Source organism: Bacillus cereus group sp. N14 (assembly GCF_016483555.1).
Taxonomy (GTDB): Bacteria; Bacillota; Bacilli; order Bacillales; family Bacillaceae_G; genus Bacillus_A; species Bacillus_A wiedmannii.
Genome location: NZ_JAEHBQ010000021.1, coordinates 69,084 through 91,225, shown reverse-complemented (window position 1 = coordinate 91,225; position 22,142 = coordinate 69,084). Strand labels below are relative to the sequence as shown.

The following is a 22,142-nucleotide window of genomic DNA, read 5'->3' as shown; positions in this document are numbered from 1 at the left end:
GATGTTAACATGAAATTGAAACGTTTACAACCAGAAAATAAAGAAAAAATATTAAAATACGACTTTTTTCGACAATTATTTTATGTTTATATCTAATTTTTTTATAGGAAAAGGCGGAGGAAAGCGGACCTTTTCCTATAAAATATCTTGTTGGAATTAGAAATAACTAAAAAAGTAATAATAGCTAAAAATTAAAGTGAAATTCAATGAATATGAGTTCAAAGTCATGAAATTCAATGATAAAGTTATAATTGAATTTTTGAACCTCAGGTATCTTGAAAGTATGCTCAAATTTTAATCCACGTTGCGTTTCGTCCTTTTGTAACTAGCTTAATATGGCCAAATAATTGCAAGGAATTTAATGCCTTACTAATTGTACTCTCTGCAATGTCTGGATAAGTGTTACGAATACTTTCCTTAGTAAAGGGTTGTTTTTGTTTAAGTATAAAATCCTGGATTCTCTCAACTTTAGTATGTTTACATATAGAATCTAGAACTGTGTTATGAAGATCTTTGTAAGCCTCTAATATAATTGTTAAAAACGTTTTTAACCAAAAGCTATTATTATGTTCCTCGCAGTACCAATTCACCGAAGATTTATAAATCGAATTGTAATAATCAGATTCATGTTTCTTAATATATTTATCCAAACATACATGTTTTACAAATGTATGTCCACTCTTAATTAACAGCAATTGTATTAACATAAATGCCAGCCTGTTATTACCTTGATTGAAAGGGACTATGCAATAAAAATTTAATATAAAACGAGCTATTAATAAAAGTGAATGTAGCCCCTTACTAGTATTTAATGAGTTGTATTGATCACATAATTGCTCCATAAACTGTGGAATAAGTTCATGCGGAAGAATGCGGTAACTATTCAAGTGCATTCCATGTTCTGGAATTCCTGGAATGATAAAAGGTTTTTCACGCCATTTGGCACTGTCCGAGGTAATGTAATGTATTAGTTGAAAATGCAATTCCTGTATAGTTGCTGGATTAATTAATAAAGTACAGGAGTTTTTATGTACAAAAGAAAGTGTTTGATAATAACAAAAAATAGCATCTTCTGAAATATTTTGAGGTACTATATCATCTAAAATAAGCTCTTTTAATCTTTTATTAGGAACTTTTACATCTTCATAAATAGTTGTGAAATTTTTTATGTAATGTAGTGGTATAGTTTTTTCTAAATTATTAAATATGTCAGGGTTTTGTTCCTGATAAGCAGCTAATTTTCCTTTGAACTCGCTAATGTCACTTATTAAATTTATTAACCTCCTTTTTAATTCAATATTTTTATACTTATCATCAAAAAAGTCTCTCATTTTTGTTCCCCCTGTAACCCCTTAACACGTTGTTGCATGTATCTTTCCATTCTAAAGGTATTCCACGACATCATTGTAAAATAACGACATTTTTGTTCTGATTTTGATCGTGTTTCAGAATCTATATTTTTATTTGGTATTTAAAATATAGAAATTATAAAGAAGAATCGTTAGGATTCAATTTTAATAGGCATAATCCTAACATCAAATGTACAAATGTACAATAAAAAAATAAAAAATATAAAACTATCGACTCTTTTGAAAGATAATAAATTAATTGTAGGTATAAATGTGTTTTAGTTTAAGAGTAAATATTGAAGTGGTAATAAAATTTTCATAGTTGAAAAAATAGATAAGTAATTAATTTGTGACAGTTATGTGCCTAATCAATTCATTTGCAATGATGAGAATTCCACAATTAAATCCTAACGAGCCTAAATTTCTATATTTGGCCTAAAGATTAGGGGGCTATATTGATGAAATGTATCATTAAATATAGAAATATGTAACGTTTAACACTTGTATTGTAAAATATATTGACATAAGTTAATTTAAATACTAGGTACAGGAGCAGTTAATAACAATTCAGTAAAGTACCCTTTAAACGTTTCACCCTAAAAACGTTTATATTTATAATAATTGCAATCACACTGAAGTTTTTTGTTTGTTCCTGTACATTATTAGGTAAAAATCATATAATAAATTAATAGAATGTTATGGGGGAATTGGATTGTCAATTCTCTTTTTACCTTACATTATCAATTTCTAGATGATTTGTTTAAAGTAAGGATTCACAGGGTAAAAGATGACTATTCACAAGTACTATAAAGTTAAGTTGGATATCTAGAGGTATTTTATAGGAATATGTATCTAAGATTAAAGGGTTTGTGTGCATTCACCATTTGAATATAAACAGATTATTTATTGTGTTTTTTCGGGTTTAGAAAATATGTGTGAATTTAGCCTTGGAAATGACTTGTATGTATGTTGTATAGTAGAAGTGTGAAGTCTGGAGGAGACTGATTTAATCAGCTTCTTCCAGACTTTTTTACTTTAAAATTGTATTTTTTCAGCATGAGGGTAAATATAATTCTTTAAATTAATATTTGAATTTTTTGTGAAATAATATAAGGATTTTATTCCTCTATTAATACATAATGTTACAAAATAGAGTTATTGTATTTATTTTATTTTTATATGAGATTAAAAATAATAATAAATGTAACAATGTATGAGTGATATTAGTATATTTACTAGTAATTTGTTCGTTTATCTTTATATTGCTATTATATTAGCGATAACAATAATATATTGGGGGGACAAGAATGAATTTGAAATTTACATCTAAATTTGAAAGATTAAGAAAAAGTAAAAAAGGAATTGGTGCTTGTGTTTTAGCTGCAGGGATGACGGCTATTACAATGATTCCTCAAAGTGCGTATGCACATGGATTTGTTGAAAAGCCAAGCAGTCGTGCTGCTTTATGTAGTCAGAATTATGGAGCATTGAATTTAAATTGTGGAAATATAATGTACGAGCCTCAAAGCCTAGAAGCACCTAAAGGATTCCCAGATGGTGGACCGATTGATGGGAAAATCGCTTCGGCAGGAGGACTATTTGGAGGAATTCTTGACCAACAAACATCAAATCGCTGGTTTAAAAATACGATTATGGGTGGAGCAAATACATTTACATGGAAATATACAGCGGCACATTCTACAAGTAAATGGCATTATTACATTACAAAAAAGGGATGGGATCCTAATAAACCATTAACACGTGCTGAATTAGAACCAATTGGAACTGTGAACCATGACGGTTCGGCCGCATCAAATAATTTAACACATACAATTAATGTACCAACTGATCGAAATGGTTATCATGTTATTTTAGCTGTATGGGATGTAGCAGATACGTCAAATGCGTTTTATAATGTAATTGATGTAAATCTAGTAAATAATGAAACTCCCGATACAGTAGCTCCAAGTCAACCAACTGGATTAAATGCGTCTAAAGTTTCTGCCAATAGTGTTGCACTAACATGGAAGGCCTCTACTGATAATATAGGTGTAAAAGAATATCAAGTGTTACGCAATGGAGAAGTAATTGATACGGTACCAGGTACAACTTTTACTGATAAAAAACTAAAAGCAAATGCGGAATATACCTATACTATAAAGGCATTAGACTCTGCTGGAAACATATCAAAAGAAAGTGAAAAACTAAAGGTTAAGACAACAAATGAAACTCCAGATACAGAAGCTCCGACTCAACCGAAAGGATTACATAGTATGAGTAAAACAGCGACAACTGTTGATTTGATGTGGAGTCCGTCTGAAGATAATGTAGGTGTTGACCATTATATTGTATATAGAGAAAGCGCTGGGGTTATGAATAAAATTGGGGCAGCTGATAATACATCCTTTATGGATAAAGATTTGAAGACTAATACATCGTATAAGTATGTAGTGACGGCGGTTGATTTAGCTGGAAATGAATCTAGTAGAAGTGATGTTTTGAATGTAACGACAAAGTCAGAGGATTCCACATATGAAAAATGGGATGCAAGAAAGGCATATACTAAAGGTGATAGAGTAGTACATGAAGGAAAAGTGTATGAAGCGGTTCAAAATCATCAAGGAAATGGCGACTCAAATTGGATTTTTGCCCTATCGCTTTGGAAGCCAGTTTTGAATAAATGATAAGCGGGGAAGGGTAGTTATCACTAATTCTATGTGCAATACCGAAACAGGGGTGAAGTTTTTAATCTCCATCTCAACATATACGAAATGAAATTATTAAAGAATCCCAATGGAATTCCATTGGGATTCTTTATTTTCTAATTTGTAATAGCGTATATTTTCACTGTAAATTTGTTAGTGGCACCAATTGGACTTGCAATATAATATTTAGTATTCGTGTAAGCTTCAGTCCTAGATCCATGTGAAATATTTTTCCAACGAGTAGAATCTGTACCTAGGGAAACATCAATCATTACATTGAAAGAAATAGTAGAAGGATGATCTTTTTCTGAAGGCTCAATAACCCATTTTAATTCCTTAGTACCTACAGGTAAACTATCAATTTTAAAGTTTTGACTGGATCGGTTTTTTTGTCCGGATAAAGGGCTAGATTCGGATGAAATTTGCGAAATTAATATTTCTTTTTCATTCGAATGTATACCATTTAATTTAATGATACTATCAATTAAACCTGGCCCAGGAAAGTCAGCTGCGATGATACCAGAATGTTTAATTCCACCTTGTTGCAAGAGTTCGGTCCCAAGTGTATTCATACCACCATAATATACTTGTCCATTTCTATCGCGGGGGAAATCACTCCACGCATTAGTGAAATTCGTTTGAATCAACTTAGGACTACTATCAGTATTTCTGTTCTCTTTTCCACTTGCAACAAACCAAGGATATACATTATTTAAAAATGCGGCTGCACCACCTGTACCGCTAAAATGGTTGAGATATATTTTTCCATTATTAAAGTTAGTATTTGCATTTTGCAGATGGGTTTTTACCGTATGCCATTTTCCGTATATTTCGTCTGGACCGCTTCCAATTTCAAATTTATCTTGTATATTCAAACTTTCGTAATCAATACCGTACAATTGAGAGGATGTAAAGTTTTGTAAGATTACAATTTTACCCCGGATATTTCCTAAAGTAGGGTTGTTTCTATCTGAAGTTGGTACTGAATTAGGATCCCAAAAATATGAAGCATTAACGTTTTTATATTTTAAAAATATCTCCTCAAATGATAGTGATCCACTTTCAGGAGTAGTTTCTTCTTTTAAGCGCATTAAAATTGTTTCTGTCGGATAATCTTTTAAAAATTGAATTGCCTCTTTTAATACATCTTCAAACACTGCTTTTTGATTTGCAATACCATGGTACATTGCAAAAGAATCTTTTACACGTTTAACACGCATATCTACATATCGAATTCCAGAATTTAATTGTTGGGGTAGACTCATAGTTTGATTTCTTGTCAAATTTTCATCAAGAAAACTTGCTCCATGTAAAGCCATTGTACCGTGAGTACCTGGAATAGATATTTCACTTAACTTTGTTGAATCTGCTACCTTCGACATCCACGATGGATTTTGATATCCTATATTGGATTCATAGGAATAACCTGGATGACTATCAGCTAAAATAGGAGATGGTGTACTTAAACTTGCTAGTGTAAAACATGTGAGGATGCTAATTTTAAAGAAATTTCTCATTTTTATTTTGTTCATTTTATCTCTCCTGACTTTTAAACAATAGCTATAATAAGATGGTTTTTTACTATATTTATTGTTTTTTATTCCTAATGTAATGAATTTTTGTAATTAAAAAGAGGTAGTGAGCTAACTTAAGATATTATTAGTTTATTGTAATAATTTATATCTAATAGCCAAACGGATTTTTAAAAAATTGAAGCATAGATAGGTAAAAATAAGCTTTTTGCTGTATTGTATACAAACAAAACAGAAGCCTTAAAAAGACTTCTATTTTGTGACATAGTATGAATGATAAGGTGGTTAACAAATTAAGATAATGTGAGTGAGCGGTAAAAATCTATTTATAGCTGTTTCAGGAATTTCTTATAACAAGGCTATTTAGGAAAAGTGGTCCCTACAATGCTAATAAAAATTAAAACATTTTACTCATTAAAACTTAGACTAACTACAGTTGCGATAGATTGGGCTGCATGTTCCCAGCTTCCATCTATAACTTTACCAATCTGTTGACCAAGTGTATTTAAATCATTTGGATTAACTGGAATTCCATTATACGCAGCAAGAATTGATAAAAGTGGAGCAGCAAATGGTGTCCAACCACCTCTATCAATATTAAATACAGGCTTATCTACTACTTTTCCATCTTGCACAGTAAACTCATAATAAAATTGATCATCTGGACGGAAACTTAAATGATGTGAAATTTGTCCCTTAACATATTTTTTTCCTGCACCTAGATTTACTACTTCTATTTCTTTTACGTTAAATTCATGCTCAAACACTTTTATTTTTTTGACTTCTGGACCATTTAAGGCAGCATTAACAGCTGTTTCTAAATTATTTTGTGCTAATGGTTGAATACTCATTAGTGCCTCTTGTTGTTGGATAGAAGCCTCTTTTTCTGCAGCAAACACTGATGTAGTAGGTAGTGCACCTGTTGCTAATGTAGCTGCAAGTGCTGTTGACATCATGATTTTTCTTTTCATTTTCATAGTTTTCCTTCCTCCCTTAAAGTTATGATATATAATCTTTTAAAGACTGACACGATGCAATATTTTATTTCATAATGCACGCAAAAAACTAGTTTAAGAATTATGTGAAATTATGTCAGGAAATTAAAATTAATTATATATTCATTCACAATGATATCTATCTACACATATTTTTTCAATTTTCTAACTAATAACATAATAATGACTTTTCATAAGGTAATTTAGTGTTTCAATTCTCTCTATGTACGTTTTAAACAAATTAAAATCATAGTGGTAATAATATATTTGCAAGCAAATATATTATATACTTCGAGAAAAATACACAATTTTTTTATAAAAAACTATAGGAATTATCATTATATCGTTATTAAACTAAGTAAGATAAATGATAATATGATGAAGAGCTTCCAGTGAGTTGTTATAAGTCCACTAGAAAATGAGCATGATATCATACACTCATGAAGGAAACCTAGGATATTAAAGCTCCACTTTATAGCAGTTAATACGAATGGGATTGGAAACCAGCTAAGTGTTCATTAGAGACGTATAACACTATGAAAATACTTCAAATCAATTAAAAAGTTTCAGTTATTCTGAATTCGAAGGGCACGGAATGTTTATTGAGAATTGTAGTACTGATCAAAATTTTAGGAGGAAATATGAACAAGAAGGCTAAAAGAATTATATTACTTATTGCTACATTAGTAGGTAGTAGTATCTTTTTATATTTACAGAACAATTTAATAAGTATAACTGAGGTTAAAATAACCTCCAGTAAAATTCCCTCCGCTTTTAAAGGATTTAAAATCCTCCAAATTTCAGATTTACATAATAAAAAATTTGGGGACAATCAAGAAACTTTAATTCAAAAAGTAAAAAGCATAAATCCAAATATTATTGCTATTACGGGTGATCTAATTGACAGTAAATCATACGATCCGGAAGTTAGTATGGAACTAATCCGAGAACTTGTAAAGAAGTATCCCGTCTATTTTGTGACAGGAAACCATGAAAAATGGTCAGGAAAATATAATGATTTAGAGAAAGAGTTGAAGCAACATCATGTTACTGTTTTAAGAAATGAACATGTAAGTATTCAAATAGGGGGACAAGACATACATATACTTGGTATTGATGATCCGGAATTTGTTACTGGAAACCGTGATGAAGGAAATGTTGTAAAAGATGAAATTATAAAAGCGAAATTTGAAATGCAGCCGGATACATATAATGTATTACTATCCCATAGGCCTGAATTTTTAACAGAGTATGCTGATGAGCAAATAGATTTAGTGTTATCAGGGCATGCTCATGGAGGGCAAGTTAGATTGCCATTTATCGGAGGTTTAGTTGCTCCAAATCAAGGGGTTCTCCCTACATATACAGCCGGTTTATATGAAAAACAAAATACGTCTATAGTAGTAAGTAGAGGACTAGGTAATAGTATCATTCCGCAAAGAATTTTCAATAGACCAGAACTTGTAGTCGTACAGTTAAATTGAACTGTACGATTTTTTGTATAGAAAAATAAGCCATATGTAATTTATACAAGTTAACATTACAATTTTGTTAAAAATTTTCTACGTTACATAAAGTAACAAAATTTGACCCGTAAAGTTTGTTATAGTGTAAATAATCAAAAAACTTAAAAATTAGTCGAGTGAAAAGTGTGATAAGGAATCTGTATAAAAACATAAAGGGGTGTACACATGCATAAAGAATATGAAATTGAAGAGTATACGGCGATTGAGGAACAAATACATTATTATTGTAAATGCTTATTAGTAAGTCATCCTGATCAAATTATAAAGTATTTAGAAAAAAGGTTAGAAAAATATGCAGAAACATTACAATATGCCCATTTATATCCCGACACAGTTATATTACCGTTACAGCAATTAGTTATCGAATATTCTTTAGATGTTGCTAGAATTAGGAAATATATGAATTTAAAAACGTAAAATAAAATATATAATTTAAATGAAACAGAGTCGACTTTAAGAAATGATATTCTAATGTCGACTCTGTTTCATTGTTTAAGATTGAAAATACATACTAATCAATGAAGTTTGACATATAATTACGCAAGAGTAAAATAAAAGTGAGTACTCACTCATTTTAGAAAAGGGGGAAGAATACGTGCAGCAACCTGCCATTATTTTACGGACTGTATCAAAAAGTTTTGGAAAAAAAGAAGTGTTACACAATCTTTCATTGCAAGTTGAAAAAGCAGAGATATTTGGTTTAGTTGGGCCTTCAGGTTCAGGGAAAACGACTCTTATTAAATTGATTGCAGGTATTAATGAGGCAACGAAAGGTGAAGTGCTTGTATACAACACGAACATGCCTAATTTAAATGAAATGAAAAGAATTGGTTATATGGCTCAGGCTGATGCATTATATGAAGAACTATCAGCATATGAAAATGCAGATTTTATTGCAACGATGTATGGATTAAAGGGAAAACATAAAAAAGAAAGAATCGAAGAGGTTTTTGACCTTGTACAATTATCACAACATATAAGACAGCAAGTGCAGCATTTTTCAGGTGGGATGAAGAAGCGTTTATCATTAGCGATAGCACTCCTTCATGAACCTGAAATATTAATTTTAGATGAGCCAACAGTGGGGATAGATCCACTTCTTAGAAAAACAATCTGGGAAAAATTTTATGATTTGAAAAAGAAAGGCACAACTATTATTGTAACGACGCACATTATGGATGAAGCTGAATTTTGTGAACGCCTAGGATTAATTAGAGAAGGGAAGCTAGTTGCGACTGGAACACCTGAAGAATTGAAAAAACGGGTATCATCAGGACGGATTGAAGATGTCTTTTTGTTGGAAGAGGTGGCTCTATCATGAGAGTTACTGGTGTAATCATTCGTATTATTCGCCAATTTTTTCGAGATAAACGTTCGTTAGCGATGATGTTTGGGGCACCAATGTTATTACTTTGGTTATTGTCTCTAGTGTTTACACAAAAAGACTATGTACCGCATATCGCTGTAGTTGATGTGCCTGCTCCTATTGTAAAAACAATGAAAACTCAAGAAGCCTCAATTTATGAATACGGCAAAGAGAAAGCAATTTCAGAGTTAGAACTGCAAAAGGTAGATGCAGTAATTTATTTAGAGAATAGGAAAATGAATCTTTTATTAGAAGGAAGTGATTCATCAAAAAATCGTGCTGTACTTCAAGTTTTACAAAAGAGTACAGAAAAGAATGAAGTATCAGTTATGAAGCCTGAGGTAAATTACTTACATGGCTCTAAAGACTTTACAATGTTTGATGGGCTTGGTCCCGTATTGATTGGTTTCTTTACATTTTTCTTTGTATTTATATTGTCTGGAGTTTCCTTTGTTAGAGAACGTTTAAGTGGTACATTAGAGAGGTTATTGTCCACTCCAGTGAGAAGATGGGAAATAGTTGTAGGATATATTATTGGTTTTGGAATCTTTGCGTTTATACAATCAATTATAATCGTGAATTTTTCAGTTTATATTTTAGACTTGTATGTAGCTGGCTCTATATGGCTAACACTACTTATTACATGCCTGCTTTCTTTAACGGCATTAACTTTAGGGACGTTTTTATCAGCATACGCAAATAATGAATTTCAAATGATCCAGTTCATACCGCTTGTCATTGTGCCCCAAATTTTCTTTTCTGGGTTGTTTCCAATTGAATCTATGAATAAGTGGCTACAAATGTTAGGGAAATTATTTCCGCTCACATATGGAGCTGACGCAATGAGACAAGTGATGATTCGAAATCAAGGATTTACAGAGATTGCGTTAGATCTAACTGTATTACTACTTTTTTCTCTATTATTTGCAATAGGGAATGTATTTGCATTAAAGAAACATCGGAAAATATAATGATGATACAAAGGGGCATTATAGATGAAGAAGGATTGGTTGGATGAATTAATTGCCGCAACTAATACGGATAAACGAAATGAACGTCAAATGCGTATTTTAGAGGCAGCTGTTGATATGTTTGGAGAAAAAGGATATGCATCAACTTCTACAAGTGAAATTGCAAAGCGTGCTGGTGTAGCGGAAGGAACAATCTTCCGCTACTATAAAACGAAAAAAGATTTATTGTTAGCAGTCGTCATGCCGACATTAACAAAGTTTGCTGCACCATTTTTTGTACAAGCCTTCGCAAAGGAAATTTTCAAATCGCAGTATGAATCGTATGAAGGGCTGCTAAGAGTTGTTATTCATAATAGATTTGAATTTGCAAAAAAGCATTTTCCAATGATAAAAATATTAATTCAAGAAGTGCCATTTCAGCCAGAATTGAAAAACGAAATACAACATTTAGTAGAAACAGAGTTACTTTCACATTTTAAAAAGTTGATTGTAAAGTTTCAAGAAGAAGGGGAAATTATTGAGATGCCTCCATCTTCTGTATTACGTCTTACTTTATCAGCTGTATTAGGTTTACTATTAACAAGGTTTTTATTATTGCCTGAAGAAAAATGGGATGATGAAGTGGAGATTGAAAATACGATTCAATTTATATTGTATGGATTAACGCCACGAATCTAACTATAACAACATTTTAGGGGTTTGATTTTTTGTATTTAAATAAATGTAATTTAATAGGTTTAATCATAAGTAAAAATATGTTGATGTGTGAATTTCATATACTATTTTTAAGCAAATAATAAATCGCCTTTAAAAAGGCGATTTATATTCATTATACAATTTTGATAAATAAGTACTTGTTTACTAAAAATATTTTGAATTAGCGTGTTTCTTTGTCTCTTCTTCTAAGACCTAATAATCCTGCTAGACCTAATAAACCGAGCCAAGCCCAATTATTATTTCTATCACGATTATTATTTAAATCATTTGTCGTATTTACATTTCGAGTTCTCACATCATTATTAACTCTGTTCAAGTTATTGTCATTAACTCGAGTTGACATATCAGTGTTATTAACTCTATTCATATGATTTCCATCGTATTCAGCTTGGGCAGATGTGCCTAAAAACATAATAGATAGTGCTAAAACACTTAAAATAGATGATAATTTTTTCTTCATAAATTTCCCCTCCTTTCTTATGTATTAATTTTTCCATTGCTTTTGTACATTATTCGTATCACAGTATCTAAATCATAAAGTTAAAATTATTAGAACTATCTTTAATCTCCATTATTAAAAGTACAGGTAAATACAACGAAGCGGTTAACAAAAGTTAACCGCTTATGCCATGTTATGCTTGATCAGATTGAAGAACATGTAAAGGGGGAGGAATAATCCAGCCTTTTTTCTTATTTAACCGTAGTAAAGTAGCACCTGCTTGTGCTTTTTTCATATGGAATTGTCCAAACATCATTCCTACGTCTTCTCGAAGTGATTGTCCCATCGCTTGGCTACATGCTACTAGTCCAGCAGCAAGATCCATAGAAACTTTAGCTGCAATTTCTGCGTCATTAATACGAGCACCAGGAGGGATTGTTTCAATAGATGCAACTGGACGTTCTGGAGGTGCTGGTGGTAATGCCACACCGTTTGATTTTAACAAGTTTTTTAGTTCTTCAACTTCTGATTGGATATCATTTTCTATAAGATTTTCTAAAAACTTTTTTAAGTCCTCGTCTCCAGTATGATTGACAAGAACTTGGTAACCAGCAATTGCACCTTGTGCCCCTGCAAGATAACTCCAAATTGCAAAGACTTCTCCGTAATGCATTGGTTCATTTTGGGGATTACCACTTAATACTCCCATTTTAATATGTCTCCTTAAACTGAATGGATTTTTTGAAATATTTCTTACCAAAGAAAAAATACTTCTGAAAATGTTCCGTAATAAAGAAAGTAGGTTTCTAAAATTCATTTGGAACACCCTAACTACAAGTAATACTTTCTCAGTCTATAATGTACAAATTTAAAGAATATATTCTAAATAACTTGGGATTAAAATTCATATTAAGGCTTATTTTAATTTAAATGTAAAGAGGAAAGGAAAGAATCTGTAACTATGCTAGTAAAGATGGATTGTGTTTAGACAAAAAAGTTTTAACAAGTTTGTACAAGAACTTGTTAATACATATACGAAATAGATTTGAATTGCAGTTGATATAGCATTAAATTTATAGTTATTATAAAAATAATCAATATAAACAGACTTTGCTTAAGATACTAATATCAGTACAATTTAGATTGTATGGATTGATACCATGGAGGTAATGAAATGCGGCAATTTGCAAAACCAACAATTGTTGTAAGTAAATGTTTAGAATTTGATGCCTGTCGTTATAATGCAGAGATGATACCAGATGTAACAATACGAAATTTGCAGCCATTTGTTACATTTATACCTGTTTGTCCAGAAGTCGAGATCGGATTGGGGACTCCTCGTGAAACGATACGAATTGTAGAAGAAAATGGTGTGAATAGGCTTGTACAGCCGTCGACACGAGAAGATGTAACTGAAAAAATGAAGCAATTTTCAAATGACTTTTTACAAACGATATCCGATGTGGATGGTTTTATTTTAAAGAATCGTTCGCCAAGTTGTGGTACGCGCGATGTGAAAATTTATTCTGGTTTTGAAAAAGCGCCAGTAAAAGGAAAGGGATCTGGCTTATTTGGCGGAGCAGTAATAAAAAAATTTTCGCATCTTCCAATTGAAGAAGAGGGTAGATTGTCGAATTTTATTATTAGAGAACATTTCTTTACAAGACTGTTTACAATCGCGCATTACAAAATGATTAAACATACTAAAAACATAAAAGAACTCGTATCATTTCAATCAGACTATAAGTATTTATTTATGGCATATAATCAAGTGAAACAAAAAGAATTAGGGCGTATTATTGCAAATCAAAAAAATGAAACGATTGAAGTTGTATTTGAAAACTATGAGAAGACTTTATATGAATTATTTATGCGCACCCCCCGCTATACATCGAATGTAAATGTATGTGAGCATATTTTTGGATATTTTAAAACAAAGTTGAAAAAACAAGAAAAAGATCATTTTTTAGATTTGATACAAAAGTATATAGAAAAGAAAGTCCCGCTTAGTAGCTTACTTACAATTTTAAAATCATGGGCCATTCGATTTGACGATAAGTATTTATTAAGACAAACATATTTTGAACCATACCCTGAAGCTTTAGTAGAAATTTCTGATTCGGGAAAAGGTAGAGATTATTAAACAATAAATTACATAATTCGACACAAAACTTCCTATGTTGTTGTAGAACAATGTAGGAATTTTTTTGTGCATTAGTACAGAATCTGTTTTAAAATTGAGTTATGACAGAATTATAGCAATTGTCTAACTAATATTCGTGTCTTTTAATTCGTAATGTTTGTAGTAGAAACTCGCACGCTGTCGAAACTCAATATTCGATAAGGGGTGTGTAGCGGAATGGAATTTACTCTAACTCGCGAAAAACAAATGATTAAAGAAATGGTACGTGACTTTGCTGAAAAGGAAATCGCACCGAAAGCTGTGTATTATGACAAAACTGCGGAATTTCCATATGAAACATTTCAAAAAATGGGCGAACTAGGATTATTAGGTATCCCATTCCCTGAAGAGTATGGAGGTTCAGGTGGCGATACTGTATCGTACGCGTTAGCAGTTGAAGAAATTGGTCGTGCTTGTGGTGGGACAGGATTAAGTTACGCTGCAACAATTTCATTAGGTGCTTCTCCAATTTATTATTTCGGTACAGAAGAACAAAAACAGAAATATTTAGTTCCAATGGCGTCAGGTAAAACATTAGGTGCTTTCGGATTAACTGAGCCGAACGCTGGATCTGATGCAGGTGGTACACAAACGAAAGCTGTATTAGATGGAGACGAGTATGTTATTAGTGGTGAAAAGTGTTGGATTACAAATGCAGAGTATGCAAATACAATTATTGTAACCGCTATCAACGGTGTTGAAGATAATGGTAGAAAGCGTATTTCGGCATTTATCGTACCGACTACAAGTGAAGGATTAACGATTTCAAGTCCTTACGATAAGATGGGTGTTCGTGCTTCTAATACATGTGAAATCGTACTTGATGGTGTACGTGTACCGAAAGAAAATATTCTTGGTGATGTAAATAAAGGATTTAAACAATTCTTATATACACTTGATGGAGGACGTATTTCAATCGCAGCATTAGCAGTAGGTATTGCACAATCTGCATTTGAACGTGCGCTGCAATATGCGAAAGAACGTCAACAATTTGGAAAGTCAATCTCTAATTTCCAAGCGATTCAATTTAAATTAGCTGATATGGCGACTGAAGTAGAACTTGCACGTAATTTAGTACATAAAGCAGCTTGGTTAAAAGATAATGATAAACCTTTCGGTAAAGAAGCGGCTATGGCAAAGTTATTTGCATCTGAGGCTGCTAGTCGTATTGCAAATCAAGCGGTACAAATTCACGGTGGATACGGCTATATGCGTGAATATGAAGTGGAACGACATATTCGTGATGCAAAACTATTAGAAATTGGTGAAGGAACTTCTGAAATTCAACGTCTCGTAATTGCAAGACATTTAGGATGTAGATAAAAAGGAGGAATCACTATGTTTCAAAAAATATTAATTGCTAATCGCGGGGAAATCGCAGTTCGTATTATAAAAACTTGTCAAAAACTTGGCATTCGCACTGTTGCTATTTATTCTGAGGCTGATGAAAATGCCCTTCATGTAAAAATGGCAAATGAAGCTTACTTAGTAGGTGGGTCGCGTGTCCAAGAAAGCTATTTAAACCTTGAAAAAATTATTGAAATAGCTAAGAAGACAAATGCTGAAGCAATCCATCCGGGATATGGATTATTATCAGAGAATCCGTCTTTTCCGGTTCGCTGTAGAGAAGAAGGGATTGTATTTATAGGTCCATCAGAAGAAATCATTACGAAAATGGGAAGTAAAATCGAATCTCGTATTGCAATGCAAGCTGCAGATGTCCCAGTAGTTCCAGGTATTACTACAAATATTGAAACTGCTGAAGAAGCAATTGAAATTGCAAAACAAATTGGTTATCCATTAATGCTGAAGGCATCCGCAGGCGGCGGAGGCATTGGAATGCAGTTGATGGAAACTGAGCAAACGCTCACCAAAGCATTTGAAAGTAACAAAACAAGAGCACAAAACTTCTTCGGTAACGGAGAAATGTATTTAGAGCGCTATATTGCAGATGCACATCATATTGAAATTCAGCTTTTAGCAGATACACATGGTAACACAGTGTATTTATGGGAGCGTGAATGTTCCGTGCAGCGCCGAAATCAGAAAGTAATTGAAGAAGCACCTTCACCATTTTTAGATGAAGGTACGCGAAAAGCGATGGGAGAAGTTGCTGTACAAGCTGCCAAAGCTCTAGGCTATACAAACGCAGGTACAGTTGAGTTTCTTGTAGATGATCAGAAGAACTTTTATTTCTTAGAGATGAATACGAGATTACAAGTAGAGCATCCAGTTACAGAAGAAATTACTGGTTTAGATCTTGTAGAACAACAACTTCTAATTGCATACGGTGAGAAACTATCATTTACACAAGATGATGTAAAACGTAGTGGTCATGCCATCGAGGCACGTATTTATGCAGAAGATCCAAAAACGTTCTTCCCATCACCTGGGAAAATTACAGATTTAATGCTTCCAAAAAATGTTCGTATCGATCATTTTTTAGAGAATCAAGTAACGATTACACCTTTCTATGATCCAATGATTGCGAAAGTCATTGCTCATGGTGAGACTCGTGATGAAGCAATTTCGAAATTACATGATGCTCTAGAAGAGTTAAAAATAGAAGGTATTAAAACGAACACGCCAATGTTACTTCAAGTATTGGAAGACGATGTGTTCAAAAGTGGTATTTATACAACGGGTTTTGTAACGAAACAACTTGTTAAAAAATAAGATTTAACAATATTAAGGGGGAAAAAATGATGACGAAGGTATATGCATCGATGGCAGGAAATGTATGGAAGATTGTTGTAGGAGTAGGAGATACAGTAGAGGAAGAGCAGGATGTCGTCATTTTGGAATCTATGAAAATGGAAATTCCAATCATTTCAGAAGAAGCTGGCACAGTTATGAAAATTAATGTGCAAGAAGGCGATTTTGTAAATGAAGGAGATGTATTACTAGAAATTGAATAGGGAGATATAGGGGGAAGCGAATTGAAACTACCTAATTTTGCTGTCATTAAAGAAGTCGGGCCACGTGATGGCTTACAGAATGAAAAAAAGATTGTTGGCACAAAAGATAAAGTAAAATGGATTCAACTACTTACAGAGGCGGGATTATCGTACGTTGAAGTTTCCTCATTCGTTCACCCTAAATGGGTCCCTGCATTAGCAGATGCAAATGATGTATTTTCTGAGCTGAAAAGGGATCCCAATGTTACTTATGCAGCGCTTGTTCCAAATCAAAATGGTTTGGAACGAGCTTTTTTGCAAAATGTAGATGAGGTGAATGTTTTTTTATCAACAAGTGAATCTCATAATAAAAGTAATATTAATAAATCAATTAAAGAAGCATTAGTTGTAATTGAAGATATAACAAAACAGGCAATGTTCGAAGGGAAAAAGGTAAGAGGCTATGTTTCTACTGTATTTGGATGTCCTTATGAAGGGGATATAAGTGCCACAGCAGTTGACGAATTATGTAATCAACTATTTTCATACGGCATTTATGAAGTATCTCTTGGTGACACGATTGGTGTAGCGAATCCACTACAAGTAGAGCGAGTATTAGAGCATTTATTAAAGAAATATGATGCTTCGCAGTTTGCAATGCACTTCCATAATACGTATGGAATGGCTCTGGCGAATGTAGTTAAGTCATTAGAATATGGTATTACAACATTTGATAGTTCTTGTGGTGGTCTTGGTGGATGTCCATATGCACCAGGAGCATCAGGTAATGTTGCAACTGATGACTTAGTTTATATGCTCCATAAGTTAGGGGTCCAAACGAATATTGATGAAGAGAAGTTATTGAGAGCGAGTCAGTTTATTCAAAGTAAATTAAATATCCAATTACCAAGTCATGTGTATAGAGCGCTTCAACATAAAACGATAAGTAGGTGAGAAGATGCTACAATTACAAAATATTTCAGTTGATTATGTAACACCTCACGTTGTAAAGATTTCATTAAATCGTGAAAGACAAGCAAACTCATTATCTTTAGCGTTATTAGAAGAGTTACAAAATATATTAACTCAAATAAGTGAAGAGTCCAATACTCGCGTAGTTATTTTAACAGGTGCTGGTGAAAAAGCTTTTTGTGCTGGTGCTGATTTAAAAGAACGTGCTGTCATGAATGAAGAACAAGTTCGCCATGCTGTTAGTATGATTCGTACTACTATGGAGATGGTTGAACAATTACCACAGCCAGTTATTGCTGCTATAAATGGAATCGCCCTTGGTGGCGGTACGGAATTAAGTTTAGCTTGTGATTTTAGAATTGCGGCTGAATCTGCAAGTCTCGGTCTTACTGAAACTACACTTGCAATTATACCAGGAGCAGGTGGTACGCAGCGTTTACCAAGATTAATTGGTGTTGGTAGAGCGAAAGAATTAATTTATACAGGCAGACGTATTTCAGCGCAAGAAGCAAAAGAATATGGTTTAGTAGAATTTGTTGTACCAGCTCATTTACTTGAAGAGAAAGCGATTGAAATAGCAGAGAAAATTGCTAGTAATGGCCCTATTGCTGTTCGATTAGCAAAAGAAGCAATTTCAAACGGTATTCAAGTTGATTTACATACCGGATTACAAATGGAAAAACAAGCGTATGAAGGTGTAATCCATTCGAAAGATAGATTAGAAGGATTACAAGCATTCAAGGAAAAACGCACACCAATGTATAAGGGGGAGTAAATATGTTAGACCAAAAACAACAATCGAATACATTTGAAGAACGAGTTGAAACGATTAAACAAGGCGGCGCACCAAAGTATCATGAACAAAACAAAGCAAAAGGAAAACTATTCGTTCGAGATCGCTTAGCTCTTTTATTTGATAAGGGTGAATATGTAGAAGATGCATTATTTGCAAATTGTGAACAAACAGGATTACCTGCTGATGGTGTTATAACGGCAACGGGTAAAATACATGGTCGTACTGCATGCGTAATGGCAAATGATTCAACGGTAAAGGCTGGATCATGGGGCGCACGTACAGTTGAAAAGATTTTACGTATTCAAGAAACGGCAGAAAAATTACGTGTTCCGTTATTTTATTTAGTTGACTCTGCTGGAGCGCGTATTACAGATCAAGTAGAAATGTTCCCAGGGCGCCGCGGTGCAGGAAGAATCTTCTACAATCAAGTGAAATTATCAGGTAAAGTTCCGCAAGTATGCTTATTATTTGGACCTTCGGCAGCTGGTGGCGCATATATTCCAGCCTTTTGTGACATTGTTATGATGGTAGAAGGAAATGCATCTATGTATTTAGGGTCTCCTCGTATGGCTGAGATGGTTATCGGCGAGAAGGTAACTTTAGAGGAGATGGGCGGAGCTCGTATGCATTGCTCTGTATCAGGATGCGGAGATGTTTTATGTAAAACAGAAGAAGATGCGATTACACAAGCAAGACAATACATTTCATATTTTCCAAACAACTACTTAGAGAAGACTCCATTGGTTACACCTCAAGAACCGAAACAATTCGAAAAAACGTTAGAACAAATCATTCCAGAAAATCAAAATGCTCCTTTCAATATGAAAGATCTCATTAATAGAGTTATTGATGAAGGTTCTTTCTATGAAGTGAAAAAATTATTTGCTCAAGAACTAATTACAGGCTTGGCACGTATTGATGGTAAGCCAGTTGGTATTATTGCAAATCAACCGCGTATGAAAGGCGGCGTATTATTCCACGATTCAGCGGATAAAGCAGCGAAATTTATTAATTTATGTGATGCATATCATATTCCGTTGTTATTCCTTGCAGATGTACCTGGATTTATGATTGGCACAAAAGTAGAGCGTGCTGGTATTATTCGTCATGGTGCAAAGATGATTTCTGCAATGAGTGAAGCAACTGTACCGAAAATTTCTATCGTTGTTCGTAAAGCATACGGTGCTGGTTTATATGCAATGGCAGGTCCAGCCTTTGAACCAGATTGCTGCTTAGCATTACCGACAGCTTCTATTGCGGTAATGGGTCCAGAAGCAGCGGTTAATGCTGTATATGCAAATAAGATTGCAGCTTTACCAGAAGAAGAGCGTGATAGCTTCATTGCTGAAAAACGCGAAGAGTATAAGAAAGATATTGATATTTACCATTTAGCATCAGAGATGGTCATTGATGGTATTGTTCATCCAAACAATTTAAGAGAAGAGTTAAAAGGACGATTCGAAATGTATATGAGTAAATATCAAGTATTTACGGATCGTAAACATCCTGTTTATCCAGTTTAAAAGCCCTATTTAGGGCTTTCTTGCTCAAAAAGTCAAGGAGGGGAAAACATTGAAACAAGCAGTTTGGTTTCCAACAGAAGAATATAAAGAAAAAACGCGTTTATATGGTTGGATGAAATCATTGGGCTATGAAGATTATGAAACGTTTTATAATAAATCTATTGAAGAAACAGATTGGTTTTGGGGAGAAGCTGAGAAAGCGGTTGGCTATCAATGGATGAAGCCTTATACAGAAGTGCTAGATTTAGAAAATGGTACGCCGTTTGCACAGTGGTATAATGGCGGAACATGTAACGTTGTAGAATCAGTTTTATCACGCTGGCTTGCAGATGATGAAACAAGAACGCAACCAGCACTACAGTACGAGGGAGAAAATGGAACTTCAAAATCATTTACATATGAAGAGCTTGACAACTGGGTAAGTCGCGTTGCAAACGGTTTGAAACATGCGGGTATTGAAAAAGGTGACCGTGTAACAATTTATATGCCGATGATTCCAGAAACAGTTGTTTCAATGCTAGCTGTTATGAAAATCGGAGCAATTATTTCACCAATATTCTCAGGATTTGCATCTGATGCAGTCATGACTCGTGTACAAGCGGCAGGATCAAAAATGATCATTACTGCAGATGGTTTTTCACGCCGAGGTAAAGTTGTTTCATTAAAAGACGAAGTAGATAAAGCTTGCGAACATTGTCCAACTGTTGAAAAAGTTGTTATTGTTCGTCATGCAGGAAATGATTTTACACCACATAATTATGATTTCCCATGGAGTGTGCTAGAAAAAGAAAAACCATTTACACATGCTGAAGAGATGAATAGTGATGATCCATTAATGCTCATTTATACATCAGGTACAACTGGAAAACCGAAAGGGACAGTACACACTCATGCTGGATTTCCTTTAAAATCAGCTTTTGATGCGGGGTTCGGAATGAATATCAAACAAGGTGACCGCGTATTATGGGTAACTGATATGGGATGGATGATGGGACCATTTTTACTATTTGGCTCTCTCATTAATGGAGCAACGATGGTTATGTATGAAGGTGTTCCGGACTTCCCAGAAGCAGATCGGTTATGGGAGACAGTTGATAAATATGAAATTACACATCTTGGTATATCACCAACATTAATTCGTGCGTTAATGGCAAAAGGTGATGAATATGTGAATAAACATTCGCTCAAGAGTTTAGAAGTATTCGCATCAACAGGTGAACCTTGGAATCCAGATCCTTGGATGTGGCTATTTGAAACAGTTGGAAAAAGTAATGTACCAATTTGTAACTATTCAGGCGGAACTGAAATTTCTGGTGGGATTTTCGGAAACGTCCTTATTAAACCGATTGCACCGATTAGTTTTAACGCATCTTTACCAGGAATGGCAGCGATTGTGCTCGATGATCAAGGTAATCCAATTCGTGATGAAGTTGGAGAATTATGTTTAGAGAAGCCTTGGGTTGGTATGACGAAAAGCTTCTGGGAAGACGATGAGCGTTATGTGAACACATATTGGTCACGTTTTGAAAATAAATGGGTTCATGGTGACTGGGTGATTTATGATGGTGAGCAATATATTATTACAGGACGCTCAGATGATACGTTAAACATTGCTGGAAAACGTATTGGACCTGCTGAATATGAATCTATTCTTGTGAAGCATAATGATGTCATAGAGGCTGCTGCAATTGGTGTACCTGATGATATAAAAGGTGAAGTTTGTCATTGTTTTGTAGTATTAAGGGACAATGTAATATTCACAGGAGAGTTAAAGAAAGAATTAATGAGTTTAGTAAACTCTCATATCGGAAAAGCATTATGTCCAAAAGATATTCACGTTGTAGAAGATTTACCGAAAACACGGAATTCTAAAGTAATGCGACGCGTCATTAAAGCTGCTTACTTAGGAAAAGAATTAGGTGATTTATCATCACTTGTAAATCCTGAAGTAGTTCCGTTTATTCAGGGGTTGCAGTCTAGTAAATTATAAAATTAGGAATGAGCTCTATTTAAATAGAGCTCATTTTTATTTTTATAAAAAGAGAAGAGGGAAGAAGTAAATTTGGAGTAGAAAAGTGCTACTAGTATTATTACATATTTCTATTTGTTTTATAGGTTTTATCAAAATATGATACTGTGGCATGTCTATTCAATGGAGTGATTGAATTTTGT

Annotated in this window: 19 protein-coding genes; 14 read left to right on the top strand and 5 right to left on the bottom strand. The window is 33.6% G+C overall.

The window, feature by feature from the left end:
• Window positions 1-287: 287 nt before the first annotated feature.
• Window positions 288-1,331: a Fic family protein gene (locus tag JDS82_RS23495; RefSeq protein WP_199714038.1), complete on the bottom strand. Its 1,044-nt coding sequence runs from the start codon at window positions 1,329-1,331 to the stop codon at window positions 288-290.
• A 1,325-nt stretch (window positions 1,332-2,656) separates the two neighbouring features.
• Here JDS82_RS23495 and JDS82_RS23490 point away from each other — a divergent pair.
• Window positions 2,657-4,033 carry a lytic polysaccharide monooxygenase gene (locus JDS82_RS23490; protein ID WP_001049445.1) on the top strand — a complete coding sequence of 459 codons (1,377 nt, stop codon included), beginning with the start codon at window positions 2,657-2,659 and terminating at the stop codon, window positions 4,031-4,033.
• Between the two features lie 137 nt (window positions 4,034-4,170).
• On the opposite strand, the gene JDS82_RS23485 is transcribed toward JDS82_RS23490, so the two are convergent.
• Both JDS82_RS23485 and JDS82_RS23480 read right to left on the bottom strand, forming a co-directional pair.
• Window positions 4,171-5,586: a phosphatidylinositol-specific phospholipase C gene (locus JDS82_RS23485; RefSeq protein ID WP_199714037.1), complete on the bottom strand. Its 1,416-nt coding sequence runs from the start codon at window positions 5,584-5,586 to the stop codon at window positions 4,171-4,173.
• A 407-nt stretch (window positions 5,587-5,993) separates the two neighbouring features.
• Entirely contained in the window at window positions 5,994-6,563 is a 570-nt protein-coding gene (locus JDS82_RS23480; protein WP_199714036.1) for a methyltransferase, read from the bottom strand.
• Window positions 6,564-7,222: 659 nt separating this feature from the next.
• On the opposite strand from JDS82_RS23480, the gene JDS82_RS23475 reads away from it, so the two are divergent.
• The 5 genes from JDS82_RS23475 (at window position 7,223) to JDS82_RS23455 (ending at window position 11,122) form a co-directional block, all read left to right on the top strand.
• The gene (locus tag JDS82_RS23475; RefSeq protein WP_199714035.1) at window positions 7,223-8,065 is read left to right on the top strand and encodes a metallophosphoesterase; all 843 of its coding nucleotides are present in this window, start codon (window positions 7,223-7,225) and stop codon (window positions 8,063-8,065) included.
• 207 nt (window positions 8,066-8,272) lie between these two features.
• Window positions 8,273-8,524 carry a hypothetical protein gene (locus tag JDS82_RS23470; RefSeq protein WP_000548621.1) on the top strand — a complete coding sequence of 84 codons (252 nt, stop codon included), beginning with the start codon at window positions 8,273-8,275 and terminating at the stop codon, window positions 8,522-8,524.
• 178 nt (window positions 8,525-8,702) lie between these two features.
• Entirely contained in the window at window positions 8,703-9,428 is a 726-nt protein-coding gene (locus tag JDS82_RS23465) for an ABC transporter ATP-binding protein (protein ID WP_064056237.1), read from the top strand.
• The gene (locus JDS82_RS23460; RefSeq protein ID WP_001266752.1) at window positions 9,425-10,444 is read left to right on the top strand and encodes an ABC transporter permease; all 1,020 of its coding nucleotides are present in this window, start codon (window positions 9,425-9,427) and stop codon (window positions 10,442-10,444) included. Before JDS82_RS23465 ends, JDS82_RS23460 begins: the two co-directional genes overlap by 4 nt.
• Window positions 10,445-10,468: 24 nt before the next feature.
• Window positions 10,469-11,122 carry a TetR/AcrR family transcriptional regulator gene (locus JDS82_RS23455; RefSeq protein ID WP_000711163.1) on the top strand — a complete coding sequence of 218 codons (654 nt, stop codon included), beginning with the start codon at window positions 10,469-10,471 and terminating at the stop codon, window positions 11,120-11,122.
• A gap of 199 nt (window positions 11,123-11,321) precedes the next feature.
• Here the strand turns inward: JDS82_RS23455 and JDS82_RS23450 are convergent, their stop codons facing one another.
• Together JDS82_RS23450 and JDS82_RS23445 are read right to left on the bottom strand one after the other, a co-directional pair.
• Window positions 11,322-11,621 carry a WGxxGxxG family protein gene (locus JDS82_RS23450; protein ID WP_064056238.1) on the bottom strand — a complete coding sequence of 100 codons (300 nt, stop codon included), beginning with the start codon at window positions 11,619-11,621 and terminating at the stop codon, window positions 11,322-11,324.
• 172 nt (window positions 11,622-11,793) lie between these two features.
• Window positions 11,794-12,309 (bottom strand): DUF3231 family protein, encoded by a 516-nt coding sequence (locus tag JDS82_RS23445; protein ID WP_000538613.1) that lies wholly within the window; start codon window positions 12,307-12,309, stop codon window positions 11,794-11,796.
• Between the two features lie 465 nt (window positions 12,310-12,774).
• Between JDS82_RS23445 and JDS82_RS23440 the strand changes: the two genes are divergently transcribed.
• From JDS82_RS23440 to JDS82_RS23405, 8 genes are all read left to right on the top strand, one after another.
• The gene (locus JDS82_RS23440; protein ID WP_001248620.1) at window positions 12,775-13,743 is read left to right on the top strand and encodes a YbgA family protein; all 969 of its coding nucleotides are present in this window, start codon (window positions 12,775-12,777) and stop codon (window positions 13,741-13,743) included.
• Window positions 13,744-13,959: 216 nt separating this feature from the next.
• On the top strand, window positions 13,960-15,105 hold the full coding sequence (locus tag JDS82_RS23435; protein WP_000397276.1) for an acyl-CoA dehydrogenase: 1,146 nt from the start codon (window positions 13,960-13,962) through the stop codon (window positions 15,103-15,105).
• A gap of 15 nt (window positions 15,106-15,120) precedes the next feature.
• Complete coding sequence (locus JDS82_RS23430) at window positions 15,121-16,458, top strand: acetyl-CoA carboxylase biotin carboxylase subunit (RefSeq protein WP_199714034.1); 1,338 nt, start codon at window positions 15,121-15,123, stop codon at window positions 16,456-16,458.
• A gap of 26 nt (window positions 16,459-16,484) precedes the next feature.
• Window positions 16,485-16,700 (top strand): acetyl-CoA carboxylase biotin carboxyl carrier protein subunit, encoded by a 216-nt coding sequence (locus JDS82_RS23425; protein WP_001987345.1) that lies wholly within the window; start codon window positions 16,485-16,487, stop codon window positions 16,698-16,700.
• A 21-nt stretch (window positions 16,701-16,721) separates the two neighbouring features.
• Window positions 16,722-17,633 carry a hydroxymethylglutaryl-CoA lyase gene (gene mvaB, locus JDS82_RS23420; protein WP_199714033.1) on the top strand — a complete coding sequence of 304 codons (912 nt, stop codon included), beginning with the start codon at window positions 16,722-16,724 and terminating at the stop codon, window positions 17,631-17,633.
• Window positions 17,634-17,637: 4 nt separating this feature from the next.
• On the top strand, window positions 17,638-18,426 hold the full coding sequence (locus JDS82_RS23415) for an enoyl-CoA hydratase (RefSeq protein ID WP_098058296.1): 789 nt from the start codon (window positions 17,638-17,640) through the stop codon (window positions 18,424-18,426).
• A 2-nt stretch (window positions 18,427-18,428) separates the two neighbouring features.
• On the top strand, window positions 18,429-19,970 hold the full coding sequence (locus JDS82_RS23410) for an acyl-CoA carboxylase subunit beta (protein WP_048561034.1): 1,542 nt from the start codon (window positions 18,429-18,431) through the stop codon (window positions 19,968-19,970).
• 49 nt (window positions 19,971-20,019) lie between these two features.
• Entirely contained in the window at window positions 20,020-21,960 is a 1,941-nt protein-coding gene (locus JDS82_RS23405; protein ID WP_088058033.1) for an AMP-binding protein, read from the top strand.
• Window positions 21,961-22,142 lie beyond the last annotated feature (182 nt).